We start from the raw sequence: 20,884 nt of genomic DNA, 5'->3' as shown, positions 1-20,884 counted from the left end.
CTGCCGAAGACCCCTGAATACGCCTTCCCTTGGAGCCCCAATGTCGCGCCCCCGCATCCTCATCGACGGAGACACCCTGACGCTGGAGCAGATTCTCCAGGTCGCCCGGAACGAGGTCACCGTGGAGCTGGCCCCCGAGGCCGCCACCCGAGTCCGCGCCGCGCGCGCCCTCGTGGACCGGGTCGCCGCCGGAGACACGCCCTCCTACGGCATCAACACCGGCTTCGGCACCCTGGCCGAGGTCCGCATCGACAAGAAGGACCTGCGCGACCTCCAGCGCAACCTCATCCTCTCCCACGCCTGTGGCGTCGGCACGCCCCTGCCCCTCCCCGAGGCCCGCGCGCTGCTGCTGCTGCGCTGCAACGTGCTGGCGAAGGGCTACTCCGGCATCCGCTCGGAGACGCTGACGCTGGCGCTGGAGATGCTCAACCGGGGCGTCATCCCCGTGGTCCCCGAGCGCGGCAGCGTGGGCGCCTCCGGTGACCTGGCCCCGCTGGCGCATCTGGCGCTCGTCTTCATCGGCGAGGGCGAGGCCTTCCACGAGGGACAGCGGCTGCCCGCGCGCAAGGCCTTGGAGATGGCGGGCCTCCAGCCCGTCGTCCTGGAGGCCAAGGAGGGCCTGGCCCTGGTGAACGGCACCCAGGCCATGTGCGCGGTGGGCACCCTCCTCCAGCTTCGCGCCGAGTCCCTCGCGGAGCTGGCCGACGTGGCGGGCGCGATGACGCTGGAAGGTCTGCTCGGCAGCCACAAGCCGTTCATCCCGGAGATTCACGACGTGCGGGCGCATCCGGGCCAGAAGGCCTGCGCGGCGAACCTGCGGCGCATCCTGGTCAACAGCGAGCTGGTGGAGACGCACGTCAACTGCAGCAAGGTGCAGGACCCCTACTCGCTGCGCTGCATGCCCCAGGTGCACGGCTCGGCGCGCGAGGGCCTGTCCTTCGCCCGGCGCATCCTGGAGGTGGAGGTCAACAGCGCCACGGACAACCCGCTCGTCTTCACGGAGACGGAGCGCATCGTCTCCGGCGGCAACTTCCACGGCCAGCCCATCTCGTTGGCGATGGACGTGGTGGCGATGGCGCTCACGCAGCTGTCCTCCATCAGCGAGCGCCGCGTGGAGCAGCTGGTGAACCCGTCGCTGTCGGGCCTGCCCGCGTTCCTGGCGAAGAACTCCGGGCTCAACTCGGGCTTCATGATTGCCCAGGTGACGAGCGCGGCGCTGGTGGCCGAGTCGCGCGTGCTCAGCCACCCCGCGTCGGTGGACTCGATTCCGTCCTCCGCGGGCCGCGAGGACCACGTGTCCATGGGCATGACGGCGGCGCTCAAGGGCCGGCAGGTGAGCGACTTCACCCGCTCGTGTCTGGCCATCGAGCTGCTGGTGGCCGCGCAGGCGTTGGACTTCCGCCTGCCTGGGAAGCCCGGCAAGGGCGCGCTGGCGGCCTACGAGCTCATCCGCTCCAAGGTGCCGCACATGGACAGGGACCGCGAGCTGCACAAGGACATCGAGGCCGTCAGCCAGCTGGTCGACTCCGGCGAGCTGCTCGCGGCCGTGCGCTCCGCCACCGCCTGAGCGCAATGCCAGACTGAAGTGCGACGGCCCGCTCCCGGAAGCACTCGGGGGCGGGCCGTCTTCATTCAACGAGACGCGGAGCGCGCGTTACCAGCAGGTCCCGCCGACGTACTCGCGGAAAGCCGTAATCTTCCCCCAGGCCGACCAGAAGGAGCAGTCACAGCCCCGGCCGCCCACAATTGTGGTGTACGTCGCGTCGCTGTAATACGTGTACTCGTAGTTGAGCCCATCGCAGTTTTGGGCGGCGTCCTCGCGCGAGGTGAGGTCCTGGGCCTCGGTGTCTTCCACCGCCGCACCACCGCAGCCAGCCAGCATCAACCCCACCGCAAGCAACGCACCGCTGACGAACCTTCCAGCCTGCATTCGTGCCTCCAGGGACAGTCCATGGTCTGTACGACTTTTCCAGTTTAGCACACTGGACAGGTTGCGAGAATCTCGCCAGGCATGAGAGGGGATGCCGCATCGAGTCGAGTCCCCTTCAAGTTTCAACGACGCGCGGGACCTCCCCGGCCATGCCGGGTGGGAACGGGGTTCTCGGCATCGCGAAAACACTCTCGGGGATGTCTCCGACGAATACGTTCGGGAAATCACGCACCGAGACGTGCACCTTGTCGTTGCCGGAAACCATGCGGAGCAGCAGGTTGGTTCCAGCCTGGAGGTAGAGCGTCAGGGGCGCCTTGTTCGGCCTCTCGATGGTCCAGACATCCGCCAACTGGCCCAGCACAGGGTCACATCCAGCATGACGCGCGTTCCCGTCCAGCAATACGGTGCGAGGCAGGAACAACTCATGGAACGACGACCTTTCATCCGGCAACAAGGTCTCACAAAGGCGTTCCCCGATGGGGGTCGCCTTCTTCCAGTAGGCCATCTTCCTCTTGAAGCTCTGTCCGCGCGCGACATCGCCGACCTCCGACATCCAGAGGTGCTCCCCCCTCTCCTTCTCGGGCCAGGGATTGAACAGCCCGTCAATTCGGCAGACATCGCGAGCGTAGTTGAACCAGCAGTAGCCAGAAGTCATCTGGTCGCCACGCAGCATGGGCGACCAATAGGAGACATAGGCGCTACTCCACTGCATTGGCAGGAGCGGCGGAGGGGGATGTGCTTGCATGGCCGAGCTAGTTCATCCTTCCAAGCTTGTACCACACATTCTGCTTCCGCTGGATTCGCTGCAACTCGTCGTAAGGGACCGAATCGAAATACAGCTTCTCCGCCATGTCCGGCGGATAGAGGCTGGGAAATTTCTGATGCATGTAGCGGGCATACTGGGCCCGCAAGAAGAAGATGAAGCGAGGATTGCTCAGCATCTCGTAGTTCGCGATGGACATGTCCTGCATCGCATCCGCCTGCACCTTCCGCTGGCGGGTGAACTCCGGGAGCACGACCTCAAGGTCATGGGCGTGTTTGTCCAGCAGGGTGGAGAAGACATAGGCATCTTCCAGGGCCATGTTCATGCCTTGCCCCATGAAGGGTGCGGTGGCATGCGCCGCATCGCCCATCAGCACTGCATTCCCACGATAGTGAAAGGTGCTGGAGCGAACATTGACGAGGTCGTTGCTGGGCAGTGTCATGAACTGCTCCAGCATTTCTTGCCGGCGGGCGAGCGGCAGGCCCCCGAAATAGTGGTTGAAGAAGGCGCGCAGGGTGTCTCCATCTTGCGTCGCCAGGCTCAGGGCCCCCGTGTATGGCAGACAAATCGCGAAGCTGATGCTATCACCGGGGATGGTCGCCGCGCGGCCGGCGAAGAGCCCCTTGGAGTCCATGCCAAAAAAATACAACAGGTCCTTCCGATAGCCCAACTCCGCGGCATTGGTGAGGACCAGCGTCTTGTAGCCGTGGCGGAAGAAGGTCTGTTTGAATTCGAAGCGCCGCAGGCCGCTCTGCATGGACTGGCGTACCGCGGAGTGTGCGCCATCCGCGCCGATGATCAAATCCCCTTGATGGCGCTGGACCCCACCGTCGTTTTCCTGGACGAGGACTGACTTCTTCTCCAGGTCGACACCCAGGCATCTGGATTCGAAGTGGTACTTCACGCCGAGAAGGGCGGCGTGCTTGTTCAACAGCCTTTGAAACGCCAACCGATCCAGGGACAGAGGGGAAATCCCCTCGGACGGAGTGAGTTCGCGGATCCTGTACTTTCCGCCAACAGAGAAGGCCATGCCGGCGATGGGTTCGCCGCACCGCTTCAACTCTTGTGGCTCAATCCCGGCCCGCAGCACCGCCTTGATGCCCCTGACGTTCATGCTGACGCCGATGGCGCGCGAGCTGGTCATCTCCAGGGAGGAGAAGGTGTTCTGCAGCGGGTCTCTCCGCCTTTCGACGACACGAACGTCGTACCCACGCCGCGCCAGATAAATGGCGGTCAGGCTGCCTGCCAGTCCGCCGCCCACAATGATGGCTTTGTGCATTCAGGCCTCCCTTGGAATGTTCCCCTGGGCCAGATCGGTCAGTTGACGATTGAAGAACTCCAACATTTCTATCGGTGCCACGCCGACAAGGTCCGCGCCAATGCCGCGGGCCACCTGCGCCAATGTCAGGCATTTCTGAGCCAGCATCTGGCATCCCGAGGCGTAATCGCCGCCGACCTGGCCCTTGACTGGCTCGGGCACTGGCGGTCCGGCATTGCGCCCGGGCAGACCCGACGGCGTATTCATCAAGGTGATCGACAAAGGGCGCAGCAGACCCGTCATGATGTCGATGGAGGCATTCATCAAGCGGGAGCGGCGCAAACTGCCCAGCGGTCTTTGCGCGAAATGATGGGCCATCAGTAGCACCATCAACTCATGACACCCTTGATACAGGCCCATCAGCGACCTGGCATCCTCGTTCACCACCTGGACACAATCGTCGCGTGGCTCCAGGGCCGGATTCCTCAATGCCGGTACGGCCGGCTCAAACGGTTTCTTCTGGGCGCTGAATCGGGTGGCCATGCGGCGCAGTCTTTGAAAATGCGAGGACTCGAAGGATGGGGCATCGACCGCGACACCCTCTCCCTGCTCGGTGACATAGTCGATGGAGAAGAGCGCGCTGTCCCGATCAAAAACCTCCAGCTGATACCCTGGGAACAGCTTGTTCGTCAGTTCATTCAAGAAGAGATGATGTTCCCCGCCGCGTTTGCCGGGGCGGGTGTCGAACAGGTCAGGCAGCTCACGAAGCGCCTGGCGAATCGAGCTGTAGAAATCCGCGATGGACTTTCCTGGCACGGGGATATGTCCAGGCCATTCAAACCGAACGAACCTGGCGAGCACATGCTCCGAGAAGGGCTCGAAGGAAAACTCGGTATCCAGACCAAAATGGAGCCGCGCCTGCGCTCCCACCATGGGGGTGCCCGCATGGAAGGGTTCGCCCAAGGCCATCAGCACATTGTTCATCACGAGATAGTGAATCATCTCTTCATGCGCGATTTCCAGCAACGTGCCGCGCACACCACTGTTGCGGCGCCTGTCCTCGGTGCCGCAGGCCAGCTCCAGCTCCGCCATCTGCCAACGGCCCGCCTGAACCTGCTTGAGCCCTTGTTCGTAGTTGGGAATGGAGTAGGCGGCATACAGATACTGAAACAGCAGGGACAGCTCCAGGTCGATCGCTCTCTTCAACTCCTTGACCAGGTGGGCCCTACTGCTGATCGGCTGCGGACCAGGAGGCTCAGGAAGGGAGGTCCTGGAGGCCGCTTCGAGGTGCGTCAGGTATTTCAGGAACAGCTTGGACTTGGGCAGGGAGAGTTCCCTGGTGCTCGGCATGTAGTAGCTTTTGTCCCGGTTGAGCGGATCGCACATCTGCCACATCAGCCGGGAATACGTTTCGCACTTACAGCGGTCCGCCAGGCTGAACACCTTGTTCGACATGAAGGGGTATACCAGCTCGTAATAGCTCATGACGTGCTGATACAAGAATGCATAGTCCACCTGCTCGGCGGGGACCTCATCCAGGTGCCAGTCGTCGGGCAATACCCTGACGCCAATGGACTGGCTGTCTTCTCCGGCGCTCAGCGCAACGCGAGTCGCGCCAGGGCGTTGGCCCGTAAGGGTGACTTGCGCATAGCCAGCCCCCAGTGCCGACGAAGTCAGGTGCGCAGTCAGCATGCCGGAGTCTTCAGCCTGCACCGCGAGCGCCGAGTGCGATGCCAGTTCGCCACGGAGGCGGCTTTGCACGGTGATGGTCTCCGGGAAGACCTGGTCCTTCCGCTTGTTGGGCGCCTCCAGAAACAGGTGGTTGCTGTCGGACTGCACCACCCAATCGGCTTCTCTCCACTGGGCGTGTTCGCTTGTCAGGAGAAGCGAATCCGTGGCGGAGTTCAACAACGGCACATCCAGCACGCCATGATGGCGCCAAAAATCGAGGTAGAGTTTTTCAGGGATTCTGGCAACCAGTGCGCCGGACTGGTTGAGGAGTGCAAGATCTCCCAGCGGCAGTTTTCCGCCCAAGGCATGGGTGGGATGCTGGTCCGAGACAGGTTGGGCGCTTCGGGTCGTGAATGGGACGGCGGTCGGCATGTTGAGTGACACCCGGTCCGACTGCACCCTCACCACGACCGGTCCCAGGCCGGGCTGGCGTGGCACCAGCAGACGCCCCGTCGGATAGGTTTCCAGCTCATGCCGGCACCACAGGCCAACGGTGCCAATCAGATCATAAAAGACAGGTGAATCCGCCCCCCGCGGCGTCGACATGTTGAACAAGGCGTACTGGACCGTCAGTCCCTGTACCTCGTCGCCCTCCAGCGCTTGCAGCACGGCCTCCAGGCCGGGAGATGGGGATGCTTGCGACGTGGGTAGAAACTGGGTGTCGTTTTTTGAAACGGAGAATTGAAACAGCCGCGAGCGGGTGAATTCTTCGGCGAGGAAGTGGTCGTTGCGCTCGACGACATGCCCGGTCCCCACCCAGCGAACGGAATGAGCCCGCGGAATGCTCGCCGTGAGCAGCGCCGGAGTGTGAGGCGAAGCGTGCTTGTCGCTCAGCGTCACCTGTCCGGCGTATATCAAGGTGGTGTCGGCCCGGCTGGGGTTGTTGTCCACCCATCGGGCGCGATTGAACGTCGTGCGAAGGTATTCGTTGTAGTTTCCCCACAGCGCCAGTTGGGCCCCCACCAGACTGTCGCTGGTGTCGAGGTCCCCTTCCCGCAACTGCACGCCCGTGATCCTGACGTTCTCCCAGGAGAAGTGATTGTTGCCGCCGAAGTTATAGCCGGCGGCCTCGCTGAAGATTCCTCCGGAGGCCGCCCTCCCCTCCGCGTCGTATCTGGGAGCCAGCTGCTTCAGATGCTCGTGGAATTCGGACGGCGGACGGCGAAGATCGAACGGAGCGCCCTCCATGAAGACGGTATTCGTGGCGATGTCGATCTGGCCATGCGTGTTTCGATTCGCGGTTGGAACATTGGCGCGAGCAAAGCCTCGAAAGAACAGCCGAGGAAAATAGAGGATACTCATGGCGTTCGACAAGCGGTGCTACGAGGGCTTTGTTGATACCGGTTCTCGGAAGCGCTGGTGAGCTGTTCCAGCAAGAGCCGAACTGCTTGATGCGCACTGAGCAGTCCACCTTCCATCCAGCCGCCATGCGGCGTGTAGGCATCTGAGCAGGCGATGACACCATCGCGATGAACCAAGGCGGTGGGCTGATCCGCCTTGGATTCCAGACAGAACTCCACTCCATGTGGCCAATGCTTGTGAAAATGGTCCTTGATGGGAGGTAGGGGCTTTCCACCGAGGGGGAGAACCTGTTCCAGGCAGGCGCGCACCCTCTTCAAATAGACGTCCTCGCCTTGCCCCAGGCTGTCCTGCCAATACGTCGCGTTTTCGCCGTCGGTGTAGAACTGTACGTATTTTTCACCTTTGAAGTAGATCTTCCTCAAAGGGTTGTTAACCACCAGGACCTTGTCTGTCATCTGACAGTCTCGCCACCAGGCGCCATTGAAGGTCAGAAACCCCTTGAACAAAGGCAGGGAGCCATATTGGTAGGGACTCCAATGGGTGGGAAAGCCGAGATTGAGCTGTGTCATGGCGGAGGGTGGGATGGCCAATATGACGTGCCGCGCCCGATGTATTTGTATGTTGTCTTGATGACTGAAGGCGAGGCCGTATCCATCTCCAGAGCGCGAAACGGAGAGCAACCGGTGTTCCATCCGAAACTCGACCCGGCCCTCCTGTGCCTGACACTGAAGGCGCGCCAGCAGCTGGCCGTAGCCTTCCGGGGCATAGCGCCATTGGTTGCTTGTGTCATCAACCAGGCTTTGCGTTTCCGGGTGCTTCTTGATGATGCTGTATGCCATGGACGCAGAGACCATCGGCAGAAGGAGGGCGTCATACCCCATGGCCTTGATGATCTTCCTGGCCTCCCCTTCCCCCAGATAGTGGCTGACGAATTCCAGGAATGAGGCCTGGGGATGCTCATCCAGATTGGAGAGCAAGCCGAGCAAGGTCGCTCTCAGCTTTCCCTGCATGTCGTCTTGAAATACGGCCTGAGTGAATGGGTAGGTCTCATGTTGATGTTGGAAACAATGCATGAGCGCCTGGAAACGTGGATGCAACTGCGGCGAGTAGCGAGCGGCACCCAGCTCGGTGATTTCCCCACCGTCCAGCTTTCTTGACTGGATGCGGCCTCCCACGCTGGCATTCAAATCAAACACTCTGACGCGCAGACGGTTGCTCAGGGGGGAAGTCGCCAATCCAGTGGCGCAGGTCAGCCCTCCGATTCCGGCACCAACAATGCAGACATCTGAATGATGTGTCATCTCAAGGTTCTGGACAGAAGAGGGACCACTGGGGCGGATCCTCATCGTGCTGAGCAAAAAGCATGGCTCAGCCCTCGGAATCCAGCCGACGAAGATCTGATGGCCCCTGGAGTAAGTCACGCTCGCCCGCTGAATACAACCGACCAGGCAGTACTAGGAGAATGTTGATAAACGCCGCCCCGATAGTTAACGGGCTTTGCCAATCACTCTCTCGACTGCTCAGGAAGCGGAAATGCGACGGCCCGCCCTGGAGACATTCCGGGGCGGGCCGTTTTCGATTCACGACGACGTCTGCTCATTCATGCTTCAGGCGGCGTGGGGCACAGACTCGTGGCACGAGTGTATGTCGTCGTCTGGCCCCACCTCGTCCAGGGTCCGCAGCCGCTGTACCCCACGATCACCGTACGCGCCGCGGTGGAGTAGTCGAGGACAGCTTATGGGGTGTACGGCACTCCCAGACCAACACACTGGGAGTAACTTCCCCATCCCGCCGCCCCGCAAGGGAATGCACCAGGGGCTCAGAAGCGAGGCAGTCCGCTGTCGTCCCGGTATGACAAGGAATAGAGGGAGGCCCCCATCTGAGCCAGGCCCGCGGGGGCGTCCAGCGGAGCCAGCCGAACCTCCACGAACACCAGCCGTCCGCCGCGCTGGGCACGCACCGCCTCGGCCAAGACAGGCGCCACCTGCTCCGGCTTCTCGATGAGCAAGGTCAGCGACTGACCTGGAGCCCCCAGCGCATCACAGACGGCCGGGTAGTTCCACTTCGGGATGTCATTGTAGACGGACTCCGGACCGACGATGAGGCGCTCGATGGTGTAGCCCGCGTTGTTGATGAGGAAGACGAGGGGCTTGAGCTTCAAATGCAGCAACGTGGAGAGCTCCTGGGCCGTCATGATGAAGGAGCCGTCGCCGATGAAGAGCAGGTGGCGCCGCTCCGGGGCCGCCGCCAGGCTGGTGCCCAGCAACGCCGGCAGCGTGTAGCCGATGGAGCACCACAGCGGCTGGGCCACCCAGCTCACGCCTCGGGGAAGCTGCGTGGATGAAAAGCCCACCATGGGGCTGCCCGCCTCGACGACGAGGACATCCTCCGGCTCCAGCACCCCCGCGAGCGCGGGCCAGAGCTGCGCGTGGGTCAGCGGCGTCCCGGTCTTGGGGATGGGCACTGGCGCCCGGGCCGCCGCCGTGGCTCGCAGCCGGGCGGAGCGGGGAACAAAGTCCTGGGCCCCCCGAGCGCCCAGCGACTCCGTCAACGCCTCCAGCACCTCGCTCAACACCAATCCGCTGTACAGGGACGGTGGCTCACCCTGCGTCCCCTGCCCCAGCGCGGCGCTGAAGAGCTGGAGATCCACCAGCCGGGCGGACTCCAGGCGATGAGAGAAGGAGTGCGTGTTGAGGTCCGTGAAGCGCGTGCCCAGGGCCACCACGCAGTCCGCGCCATCCACCCAATCCCGCACGTATGCATCGGACAGGCGCCCGCCATAGAAGCCGAGGAACGCCGGATGCCCCTCGTCGACCAGGCCCCGCGCGGAGCTGAGCAACGCGATAGGAAGTCGGCCGGCCTCCGCCATCGCGAGCACCTTCGGCGCGAGGCCGAAGCGCTGGATATCGCTGTCCACCAGCAGCGCGCACCGTCGGGCGCCCCTCAACCTTGGCACCAGTTCCTCGAGGAGCAGCCGAAGACTGTCGGGGTCGCTCCGTGGAGCCTCCTGCACCAGCGGCGCCTCGGGAGCTGGGACGTGCTGGAAGGTCACGTCGGAGGGGAGCTGGAGATACACGGGCCGCCGCTCCCGAAGACACGTGCGCAGCACCCGGTCGATCTCCTGGGGTGCATTCGCCTGTGTCAGCACCGCTTGCGCCACGGTGAAGGGCGCCACGCTCGCCAGCGTGTTGCCGAAGTCTCCATCCCCCAGGCTGTGGTGAATCACGGAGCGCTTCTGGAGATGGGACAGCGGAGGGGCTCCGGTGATGGCCACCACGGGCACCCGCTCGGCATACGCGCCGGCGATGCCGTTGATGGTGCTCAACTCCCCCACGCCGTAGGCCGTCAGCAGCGCGGCAACCCCTCGCATGCGGGCATACCCGTCCGCGGCGTAGGCGGCATTGAGTTCGTTGCAGCACCCGACCCACCGCAGCCCCGGATGCTTGAGCAACTGCTCGAGCACGCCCAGGTTGAAGTCTCCCGGGACGCCGAAGACATGGTGGATGCCCAGCTCCTGCAAGCGGGCCAGCAGATAATCTCCGACAGAGACGGACACTTCTCGCGACTTCATGTTCGGATGGCTCACGGCGATTCCTCCCCGCACAAGAGACTCGCTCGGGCATCTCCAGACACCCAAGGTCACTGCGAAAGGATTTGCATCGCAAGCCTCACAACTCAATCCGTGAAAACCCTGCCCTCCCTCGCCCGTCGGCTTCCCATCAATCCAAGCGGCGGATACTGAAATGGAGAGTGTTTGCACAAGGATTGAGCTGCCTCGGGGCACACAGACACTCCCCGCAGAAGGACCTCCTGCGGGGCTGTCTCAATCAACCTTGCGGGCGTGTCAGGGATAGCGGGGCACGTTTGGCTCGGGCTCCGGGAGCGGAATGAATTCCGTCTCACCCGGGACCTGGCCGATGCGCCCCGCGAGCCAGTCTTCCTTGGCCTGCTCGATGCGCTCCTTCGAGCTGGAGACGAAGTTCCACCAGATGTGACGCGGCCCATCCATGGGCTCGCCGCCAAAGAGCAACAAGCGCGAGCGCGTGGCCCCGCCGCCCCGGGCGACGACGTCCGCGCCCGGACGCAGCACCAGGAGCTGACCGGGACCGAAGCTCTCGCCGCCGACCTCCACCTGCCCCTCCGCGATGAACAGGCCCCGCTCCTCATGCACGGACGGCACGGGAAGCCGGGTGCCCACGTCGAGCTTCACGTCCGCGTAGAACAGCTCTGACTGCGTCTTCGCCGGAGAACGCTCGCCGAAGAGCTCGCCTGCGATGAGCCTCAGCTCCAGGCCGTGGTCCTGGATGACCGGAAGCGCCTCCACCGGCGTGTGTACGAAGGACGGCGCGACCTCCTCGTGCTTGCCGGGCAGCGCCACCCAGAACTGGATGCCGAACAGCCGGTTCGCCTTCACGCGCGCCTCCGGCGGCGTGCGCTCCGAGTGGACGATGCCGCGTCCCGCCACCATCCAGTTCACCGCGCCGGGCCGGATGGTCTGCACCACGCCCAGCGAGTCCCGGTGCAGGACCTCGCCATCGAACAGATACGTCACCGTGGCCAGGCCAATGTGCGGATGGGGCCGCACGTCGAGCCCCTTGCCCGCCTGGAGCACCGAGGGCCCCATCTGGTCCAGGAAGATGAACGGGCCCACCATCCGCCGCCGCGACGACGGCAGCGCCCGGCGCACCTCGAAGCCATCCCCCAGGTCCCGCGTGCGCGGAACGATGACGGTCTCCAGCGCGGAGCCAGGCTCCGCGTCGACATAGGGTTCCTCGGGCATCTTCCAGGCCATCGGCTCACACTCCTGTAAAAATTCGCTCCGTCCGGACATGCCATGGGTAGGTCCGGACACTCCAGACCCATGAGACTGCGTCACCGTCACGGGCATTTCCACGAAAGCGAATGCCAGTATTTACGGTTCACACCGTATCCACGGAAGATTCCGCATTCCCTTCCAACCGTCACTCCCTCGACGGAGGGAGGGAAGAGTCCCTCTCCCCTGGAGGATGATGTGAAACCCCGGTGCACTGCCGTTCGAGCTGGTTCGCTGAGAAGCGTTGTCTTGACGTTGCTGCTGGCGGGAGTCTTTTCAAGCCGCGAAGCCGTGGCGGCGCCCTTCACGCTCTTCGAAAGCGGACAGGTGCGGCCCCTGGCCCTCTCCCCTGACGGAAGGCTGCTGTTCGCCGTCAACACTCCGGACAACCGCCTGGAGATCTTCCGCGTCGGCAACAGTGGCCTCAGCCACCGGGGCTCGGTGCCGGTGGGCCTGGAGCCCGTGGCCGTCGCCGCGAGGACGAACGACGAGGTCTGGGTCGTCAACCACCTGTCTGACAGCGTCAGCATCGTCCGCGTGGACGGTGAGGGAAACAGCGGCATCGTGACGCGCACGCTGCTCGTGGGTGACGAGCCTCGCGACCTGGTCTTCGCGGGCCCGGGCCGGCGGCGCGCGTTCATCACCGCGGCGCATCGCGGACAGAACGCGCCGTTCGACCCCCAGCTCACCACGCCGGGCGTGGGCCGGGCCGACGTCTGGGTCTTCGACTCGGACCACCTGGGCAGCTCGCTGGGTGGCACGCCGCTCACCATCCTGTCGCTGTTCGCCGACACGCCCCGGGCCCTGGCGACGACGCCCGACGGCTCGCGGGTGTACGCGGCGGCCTTCCACTCCGGCAATCGCACCACGGTGCTGCACGAGGCGGCCATTCCCAACGGTGGCGAAGCCGCGGGCGGCGTTCCGAGCCCCAACACCAACTTCGCGGGCGTCCCCGCCCCGGAGGTCTCCGTCATCGTCAAGTACAACGGGCAGGACTGGGTGGACGTGGTGAACCGCTCGTGGACGCCGCAGGTGCGCCTGTCCCTGCCGGACAAGGACGTCTTCGCCATCGACGCCACCTCCAACCCGCCCGCGCCGCTCACCGGCAGCGGGAGCGTCTACGCCGGCGTGGGCACCATCCTGTTCAACATGGTGGTCAACCCCGCCAACGGGAAGGTGTACGTCAGCAACACCGAGGCCCGGAATGACCTGCGCTTCGAGGGGCCCGGCACCTTCGCCAACACCACGCTGCGCGGCCACATCCACGAGAGCCGCATCACCGTGCTCGGCCCCACCAGCGTCACGCCGCGCCACCTCAACAAGCACATCAACTACGGCACCTGCTGCGCGCCCACGCCCAATCCGGAGAGCGAGAAGAGCCTCGCGCAGCCGCTGGGCATGGCGGTGACCTCCGACGGCGCCACGCTGTTCGTCACGGCCTTCGGCTCCTCGAAGCTGGGCGTCTACTCCACCGCGGCGCTGGAGGCGGACACCTTCGTGCCGAACGCCGCGAACCAGATTCAGCTCACCGGCGGCGGCCCCACGGGGCTGGTGCTGGACGAGGCGCGGCGGCGGCTCTACGTGCTCACCCGCTTCGACAACGCCATCTCCGTCATCAACACGACGACGCGCCAGGAGATCGCCCACCTGCCCATGTACAACCCGGAGCCCGCGAGCGTGGTGGAGGGCCGTCCGTTCCTCTACGACGCCCGGAACAGCTCCAGCCACGGCGACTCCTCGTGCGCCAGCTGCCACATCTTCGGCGACTTCGACAGCCTGGCCTGGGACCTGGGCAACCCGGACGGCGCGGTGAAGAACAACCCCAGCCCCGTCGTCCCCATCATGCCCGAGTTCGGCAGCGATCCGACGTTCGGCCAGAGCACGGCCTTCCACCCGCTGAAGGGCCCGATGACGACGCAGAGCCTCCGAGGCATGGCCAACCACGGCCCCATGCACTGGCGAGGAGACCGCAACGGCGGAGACAGCGCGGCGAACGCCCAGCCCAACAACGGCTCCTTCAATGAGTCGGAGGCCTTCAAGCAGTTCAACCCGGCCTTCATGGACCTGTTGGGCCGCAACGCCCAGCTCACGCCGCAGCAGCTCCAGAAGTTCACCGACTTCGCGCTCCAGGTCGTCTATCCGCCCAACCCCATCCGCAAGCTGGACAACTCCCTCACGACCACGCAGCAGGCGGGCCGGGACTTCTTCCTGAACACGACGACGTTCTTCCACGGGCCCTGCGGCTCGTGCCACACGCTCGACCCCAACGCGAACCCTGGCGAAGGTGTCTTCAAGGGCTTCTTCGGCACGGACGGTCGGTCGTCGTTCGACGTGGTGCCGCAGTTTCCCAAGGTGCCGCACCTGCGCAACGCGTACCAGAAGGTCGGAATGTTCGGCGCGCCCTTCGCCACGGGCAACCTGCCCGTGGATCCCTTCATGGGAGACCAGGTGCGCGGCTTCGGCTTCAACAGCGACGGCACCGTCCCCACCCTCTTCACGTTCAACAGCGGCTTCGACTTCCACCCCATCTTCAACTCGGTGGGCATCCCGGATACGCCGGAGGGCGTCGCGGCGAAGAAGAACATGGAGCAGTTCATCTTCGTCTTCGACACGAACCTGGCGCCCATCGTCGGCCAGCAGGTGACGCTGACGGCAGCCCAGGCCGCCGTGGTGGGGCCGCGCATCAACCTGCTGGTGGCGCGAGCGAACGCGGGCGAGTGCGACCTGGTCGCCAAGGGCCGGGTGGGCCCGCACGATGCGGGCTTCCTCTACGTGGGAGGAGGTCAGTTCATCGTCGACCGACAGGGTCTGCCAGGAGTGTCGGACGCAAACCTTCGCGCCGCCACCACGGCGAGCAACGGCGTGCTGACGTACACGTGCGTGCCCCCGGGCTCGGGAACGCGCATCGGCATCGACCGGGACCTCGACGGCTTCCGCGATGGCGACGAGCGCTCCGCTGGCACGAACCCGGCGGACCCGACGAGTCACCCGTAATAAACTGAAACACAACTCAACGGAGATCCGCCTCATCAGGGCGGGGAGGACCAGCCAATCTTGCGCATGTCTCGGCAAGCCTCCTAGATATGACTCACGCGTTCCGCCCCGTCTCATCGGCTGCCGTGCCCCCCGCGGCAGCCGTCGCTTTCTCATCCTGTGAGGGCGACGCGTTGACATGCTCGACGCCCTCTCCTTGTCGGCTCCCTCTCCGGCTTCTCTTCCCTCCAACATCGCGGACGCCTTCGAAGCCCAGGTAGCGCTGCGTCCTCACGCTGTCGCGGTCAGCAGCGACAGCGTGAGCCTGACGTATGCGGGACTCGACGCGCGGGCGAACCAGCTCGCGTGGCGCCTGCGCGCCCAGGGCATCGGTCGAGAGCATCCCCAGGTGGGCGTCTGTCTCCCGCGCTCGGCGGAGCTGCTGGTCACCCTCCTCGCCATCGTCAAGGCGGGCGGCGCCTACGTTCCGCTCGATCCCGACTACCCGTCCGAGCGACTGCGGTTGATGGCGGAGGACGCGGGGGTCCACGCCATCGTCACGCAGACGGGCCTGCGCTCCCGCCTGCCGTCGGGCGGTGTGCCCACGCTGTGCCTGGACGCACTGGAGGCGGAGCTGGACGCGCTTCCCGCGCATCCGCCCAAGCGGGAGGTCTGCCCGGACGACCTCGCCTACGTGGTCTTCACATCGGGCTCCACGGGCAAACCCAAGGGCGTCTGTGTTCCCCACCGGGGCGTGTTGCGGCTGGTGCTGGGCGCCAACTACGTGGACGTGGGCCCCGACGACGTGCTGCTGCAGCTCGCGCCCGTGGCCTTCGATGCGTCGACCTTTGAAATCTGGGGAGCGCTCCTCAATGGCGCGCGGCTCGCCGTGTTCACCCAGGGCGCCGCGGGGCTGGACGAGCTGGGTCCCTTCCTGGAGGCGCAGGGAGTGACGGTGGTCTGGGTGACAACGGGCCTCTTCCATCAACTCGTCGAGCTCGGCCTGCCTGGAATGGGCCGCGTGCGCGAGCTGCTCACGGGAGGCGAGGTCCTCTCCGTGCCCCATGCGCGCAAGGCGCTGGAGCAGCTTCCTCATATCCGGCTCGTCAACTTCTACGGGCCCACCGAGAACACGACGTTCACCAGCTTCCACCCGATGCGCGGAGCACTGGAGACAGATGACACCACGGCCGTCGCCATTGGGCGCGCCATCTCCGGGACGCGGATGTATGTGCTGGACGAGGCGCTGCGGCCCGTTCCCGTCGGAACCGTGGGTGAGCTGTACACGGGGGGCCTGGGCCTCGCGTGGGGATACTGGGAGCGCGCGGACCTGACGGGAGAGCGCTTCCTGCCCGACCCCTGGAGCGATACGCCCGGTGGGCGGATGTACCGCACCGGAGATCTGGTGCGGCAGCGCGTCGATGGAGTCATGGAGTTCATCGGCCGTCGCGACCACCAGGTGAAGCTGCGTGGCTTCCGAATCGAGCTGGGGGAAGTGGAGAGCGCGCTGCGCCAGCATTCCTCCGTGCTGGAGGCACTCGCGCTCGTGCGAGAGGACTTACCGGGAGACCGGAGGCTGGTCGCGTACGTCGTCGCGCGAGCGTCCTCCGTCGAGCTGCGCGAGCACGTGCAACGCCTGCTCCCCGGGTACATGGTGCCCGCCGCCATCGTGGTGCTGGACGCACTGCCACTCACGCCCAACGGCAAGGTGGACCGCGCGTTGCTGCCCACACCCCAGGCGCACTCCGAGGACTTCATCGCGCCGGAGTCGGCCCTGGAGACCGCCGTCGCGCGCATCTGGGCGGAGGTGCTGGGAATGGACGCCGTGAGCGCCACCGCGAACTTCTTCGACCTGGGGGGCCACTCGCTGCTCGCCACGCAGGTCATCACCCGGATGCGCGAGGAGACACGGTTCCACCTTCCGCTGCGTGCGCTCTTCGATAGGCCCGTCCTTCGCGAGCTGTGCGCCAATCTCGAGGAGACCACGAGCGCGTTCTCCGAGGACCTCATCCGACCCGCCCAGGGCGAGGCGCGCCTGAGCCCATCGTTCGCGCAGCAGCGCCTGTGGTTCCTCGACCAGTGGATGCCGGACACGGCCGTGTACTCGCTGCCCATGGCGTTCCGGTTGGAGGGGCCTCTCGACGTCACAGCCCTGGAGCAAAGCATCCAGGCACTGGTTGACCGTCACGAGTCCCTGCGCACGACCTTCCCGGGCGAAGGCGCTCCCGTGCAACTCGTGGCGGAGTCCGTGTCCGTGCGGCTGGATCGGAGCTCCGTGAGTTCAGTCGAACAGGCCCACGCCCTGCTGCGTGCCGCGGCGGAACGTCCGTTCGACCTCGCACGTGGTCCGCTCTTTCGAGCACTGCTGGTGACGACCGCTGCTCACGAACATGAGCATCTGTTGCTGCTCAACCTCCACCACATCATCTCCGACGGCTGGTCCTTCGGCGTCCTCTACCAGGAGCTCTCCGCCGAGTACCTCGCTCGCCTTCAGGGCGTGGCCTCCTCCCTCGCCCCTCTCTCCATCCAGTATGCCGACTTCTCCTCCTGGCAGCGTCACTGGCTCTCCGGCGACACCCTCTCCTCCCAGCTCTCCTTCTGGACTCGCCTCCTCGACGGCGTCCCTCACGTCCTCTCTCTTCCCACTGACTTTCCTCGTCCCTCTCTCCAATCCTTCGAGGGCTCCACTCACCGCTTCTCTCTTCCCCTCCACCTTCGCGACTCCCTCGACTCCCTCTCCCGTCTCCACGGTGCCACCCTCTTCATGGCACTGCTCTCCTCCTTCCAGCTCCTCCTCTCCCGCTACTCCGGCCAGCTCGACTTCCTCGTCGGCTCTCCCATCGCCAACCGCACCCGTCCTCAGCTCGAATCCCTCATCGGATTCTTCGTCAACACTCTCCCTCTCCCCGCTCGCCTCTCCGGCAACCCTTCCTTCCTCGACGTCCTCCTTCGCACTCGCGACTCCTGCCTGGGCGCCTACTCCCACCAGGAGCTTCCCTTCGAGAAGCTCGTCGAGGAACTCCACGTCGAGCGCGAGCCCGGACGCAGTCCGTTGGTCCAGGTCCTATTCGCGCTCCAGAACGCTCCCGGGGGACAGCTTCAGCTTCCAGGGCTCCAGGTCGCTCCGCTGGATCTGGAGACACGGACGTCGCGGTTCGAGCTGTTCCTCGCGCTGGAGGAATCCCCCGAGGGACTCCGGGGCTCCATCGAGTACTCCACCGCGCTGTTCGCTCCGCACACCATCGAACGGATGGCGGAGCACTTCGTGCGACTCGTCGAGGCGTTCGTCCGGGAACCCGAGCGTCCTTGCGGACAAGTGCCGATCCTCTCCGACGACGAGCAACGCCAGTGGCTCATCGACTGGAACCACACGGCGCGCGCCTACCCGTCCGAGTCGTCTCTCGTGCGCCTCTTCAATGCACAGGTGGCGCTGCGGCCCGAAGCCGTGGCGGTTCGACAGGGAGAGCGCGCGCTCACCTATGCCCAGCTCGATTCGCGCGCCAATGCGCTGGCCCAGGTACTGCGAGCCCAGGGCGTCAACCGCCGGCATCCGCAGGTGGGCGTGTGCCTGCCTCGGTCCCCGGAGCTCATCGTCGCGTTCCTCGCGAGTCTCAAGGCCGGCGGAGCGTACGTTCCGCTCGACCCCGAGCACCCCACGGAGCGACTGGCCTTCATGGCCCATGACGCCCGACTCGCGGCCATCGTCTCTCACGATGCGCTGAGCACGCGGCTTCCCGAGGGACCGTGGCACGTGGTGAACCTGGATCGGCTCGGGGATGCGCTGGAGGGTTCGGCGTCAACTCCGTGGGTGGATGACAGCACCGCCGATGACCTGGCGCACATCATCTACACCTCCGGGTCCACGGGGCGTCCCAAGGGTGTCTGCATTCCACACCGGGGTGTGGTTCGCATGGCGCTCGACCCGGACCAGGTCCGCCTGGGGCCAGACGACCGGGTCGCCCAGGTGACCACGGTGACGTTCGACCTCTCCACCTTGGAGATCTGGGGTGCGCTGCTCAATGGCGCCGCGCTCGTCATCTTCGACAAGGACGAGGTCATCCAGCCCGACGTCTTCGCGCGCCACCTGCGGGAGGAGCGCATCTCCGCGCTGGTCGTCGCGACCGCCATCTTCCACCACACCGCGCGCACGCACCCTGATGCGTTCGCGGGGTTGCGCTGGGTCATCTTCGGAGGAGAGGCCGCCGACGCAACGACTGTTCAACGCGTGCTCACACACGGAGCACCGGTCGCATTGGTGAACGGCTACGGCCCCACCGAGAACACCACGTACAGCACCTGGTATCAGGCCCAGCCCTCCACCGAGCTGTCGGTCCCCATTGGAAGGCCTGTCTCCAACAGCACCGCCTATGTGCTCGATGCGAATCTGCAACCTGTTCCTCGGGGTGTCGCGGGTGAGCTGTTCGTCGGAGGCGACGGCCTCGCCTGGGGCTATTGGGACAGACCCGACCTCACCGCCGAGCGCTTCATTCCCCATCCCTTCAGCACGACTCCGGGCGCGCGCCTCTATCGCACGGGCGACCTCGTTCGCTTCCGTCAGGACGGAGAGCTGGACTTCATTGGCCGCCGCGACAACCAGGTGAAGCTGCGCGGATTCCGCATCGAACTGGGTGAAGTCGAGGCCGCGCTGCGTGCCCATCCCGCCGTGCGCGACGCCGTCGTGCTCGTGCGAGAGGACTCGCCGGGTGACAAGCGACTGGTCGCATACGTCGTGACGCGAAGCTCCGGGACACTGTTGCGTGAGCACCTGGGACAACAGCTTCCCAGCTACATGGTGCCCTCGGCGGTCGTCGTCCTCGACGCGCTTCCACTCACACCCAATGGCAAGGTGGATCGGCGCGCGTTGCCGGCGCCTGAGTTCGGAGCGTTGGAGACGGACTCGTTCGTCGCTCCACGCACGGAGCTGGAGTCGCGGCTCGCGGCCATCTGGGCCGCTGTGCTTCAGCTCGACAGCGTCAGCGTCACCGCGAACTTCTTCGACCTGGGCGGGCACTCCTTGCTCGCCACCCAGGTCATCTCTCGCATCCAGGAGCACCTGGGCACGTTGATTCCCGTTCGCGCGCTATTCGAGGCGCCCTCCATCGAGGCCCTTGCTCGCGTCGTCGAGCAGCGCCGAAACGACGTTCCTGCTCCGACAGACGTGGCCCTCGTCCCAACGGTGAGCAGAGACGCGCCGCTGCCGCTCTCCTTCGCGCAGGAGCGTCTCTGGTTCCTCAGCCAGCTTCATGAGCAGCAGGCCGTCTACAACATGCCCTTCGCGCTGCGTCTGGAGGGCGCTCTTGACGTCGCCGCACTCCACGACAGCCTCCGCGCGCTCGTCCTTCGTCACGAGGCTCTCCGCACTCACTTCCCCGGCGACGGCGTTCCCTCTCAGCACATCTCCGACTCCCTCGACTTCGACTGGGAACTCGTCGACCTCTCGTCCTCTCCCAACTCCGACGACGAAGCCCTTCGCCTGCTCCAACTCGATGCCGAGGCGCCCTTCAACCTCGCCCTCGGTCCTCTCTTCCGCGCGCGCCTCTTCCTCCTCGCGCCTCAGCGGCATCTGCTGCTGCTCAACCTCCACCACATCATCTCCGACGGTTGGTCCTTCGGCGTTCTCTACCAGGAGCTCTCCGCCGAGTACCTCGCTCGCCTCCAGGGCGTGGCCTCCTCCCTCGCCCCGCTCTCCATCCAGTACGCCGACTTCTCCTCCTGGCAGCGTCACTGGCTCTCCGGCGACACCCTCTCCTCCCAGCTCTCCTTCTGGACTCGCCTCCTCGACGGCGTCCCTCACGTCCTCTCTCTTCCCACTGACTTTCCTCGTCCCTCTCTCCAATCCTTCGAGGGCTCCACTCACCGCTTCTCTCTTCCCCTCCACCTTCGCGACTCCCTCGACTCCCTCTCCCGTCTCCACGGTGCCACCCTCTTCATGGCACTGCTCTCCTCCTTCCAGCTCCTCCTCTCCCGCTACTCCGGCCAGCTCGACTTCCTCGTCGGCTCTCCCATCGCCAACCGCACCCGTCCTCAGCTCGAATCCCTCATCGGATTCTTCGTCAACACTCTCCCTCTCCCCGCTCGCCTCTCCGGCAACCCTTCCTTCCTCGACGTCCTCCT

The 20,884-nt window shown here is 65.1% G+C and carries 10 protein-coding genes; 3 read left to right on the top strand and 7 right to left on the bottom strand.

What is annotated here, in order from left to right:
• The first annotated feature begins 40 nt into the window (after positions 1 to 40).
• Positions 41 to 1,567, top strand: a complete 1,527-nt coding sequence (gene hutH / locus HUA76_RS22855; RefSeq protein ID WP_174462065.1) for a histidine ammonia-lyase — start codon at positions 41 to 43, stop codon at positions 1,565 to 1,567.
• 87 nt (positions 1,568 to 1,654) lie between these two features.
• On the opposite strand, the gene HUA76_RS22850 is transcribed toward hutH, so the two are convergent.
• The 7 genes from HUA76_RS22850 to HUA76_RS22820 all read right to left on the bottom strand — a co-directional run bounded on the left by HUA76_RS22850 (position 1,655) and on the right by HUA76_RS22820 (position 11,776).
• Positions 1,655 to 1,930 (bottom strand): hypothetical protein, encoded by a 276-nt coding sequence (locus HUA76_RS22850; RefSeq protein WP_174462064.1) that lies wholly within the window; start codon positions 1,928 to 1,930, stop codon positions 1,655 to 1,657.
• 115 nt (positions 1,931 to 2,045) lie between these two features.
• Positions 2,046 to 2,675: a violacein biosynthesis enzyme VioE gene (vioE, locus tag HUA76_RS22845; protein ID WP_174455285.1), complete on the bottom strand. Its 630-nt coding sequence runs from the start codon at positions 2,673 to 2,675 to the stop codon at positions 2,046 to 2,048.
• 7 nt (positions 2,676 to 2,682) lie between these two features.
• Positions 2,683 to 3,972, bottom strand: a complete 1,290-nt coding sequence (locus HUA76_RS22840) for an NAD(P)/FAD-dependent oxidoreductase (protein ID WP_174462063.1) — start codon at positions 3,970 to 3,972, stop codon at positions 2,683 to 2,685.
• Complete coding sequence (vioB, locus tag HUA76_RS22835; RefSeq protein WP_174462062.1) at positions 3,973 to 6,984, bottom strand: iminophenyl-pyruvate dimer synthase VioB; 3,012 nt, start codon at positions 6,982 to 6,984, stop codon at positions 3,973 to 3,975.
• Positions 6,981 to 8,330 carry an FAD-dependent oxidoreductase gene (locus HUA76_RS22830; protein WP_254614412.1) on the bottom strand — a complete coding sequence of 450 codons (1,350 nt, stop codon included), beginning with the start codon at positions 8,328 to 8,330 and terminating at the stop codon, positions 6,981 to 6,983. The genes vioB and HUA76_RS22830 overlap by 4 nt, the downstream gene beginning before the upstream one ends.
• Positions 8,331 to 8,803: 473 nt before the next feature.
• The gene (locus tag HUA76_RS22825; RefSeq protein WP_217440057.1) at positions 8,804 to 10,555 is read right to left on the bottom strand and encodes an alpha-keto acid decarboxylase family protein; all 1,752 of its coding nucleotides are present in this window, start codon (positions 10,553 to 10,555) and stop codon (positions 8,804 to 8,806) included.
• A gap of 273 nt (positions 10,556 to 10,828) precedes the next feature.
• On the bottom strand, positions 10,829 to 11,776 hold the full coding sequence (locus HUA76_RS22820; RefSeq protein ID WP_254614411.1) for a pirin family protein: 948 nt from the start codon (positions 11,774 to 11,776) through the stop codon (positions 10,829 to 10,831).
• A 69-nt stretch (positions 11,777 to 11,845) separates the two neighbouring features.
• Here HUA76_RS22820 and HUA76_RS22815 point away from each other — a divergent pair, with 69 nt between their 5' ends.
• Together HUA76_RS22815 and HUA76_RS22810 are read left to right on the top strand one after the other, a co-directional pair.
• The gene (locus tag HUA76_RS22815; protein ID WP_254614410.1) at positions 11,846 to 14,791 is read left to right on the top strand and encodes a hypothetical protein; all 2,946 of its coding nucleotides are present in this window, start codon (positions 11,846 to 11,848) and stop codon (positions 14,789 to 14,791) included.
• Positions 14,792 to 14,969: 178 nt separating this feature from the next.
• Positions 14,970 to 20,884 (top strand): non-ribosomal peptide synthetase (locus HUA76_RS22810; RefSeq protein ID WP_174462059.1); only part of this gene is annotated, 5,915 nt, incomplete at its 3' end.

Source organism: Myxococcus sp. CA056 (assembly GCF_013336715.1).
GTDB lineage: Bacteria > Myxococcota > Myxococcia > Myxococcales > Myxococcaceae > Myxococcus > Myxococcus llanfairpwllgwyngyllgogerychwyrndrobwllllantysiliogogogochensis.
The sequence above is the reverse complement of the archived record's forward strand: the minus strand, read 5'-3'. Positions and strand labels throughout refer to the sequence as shown.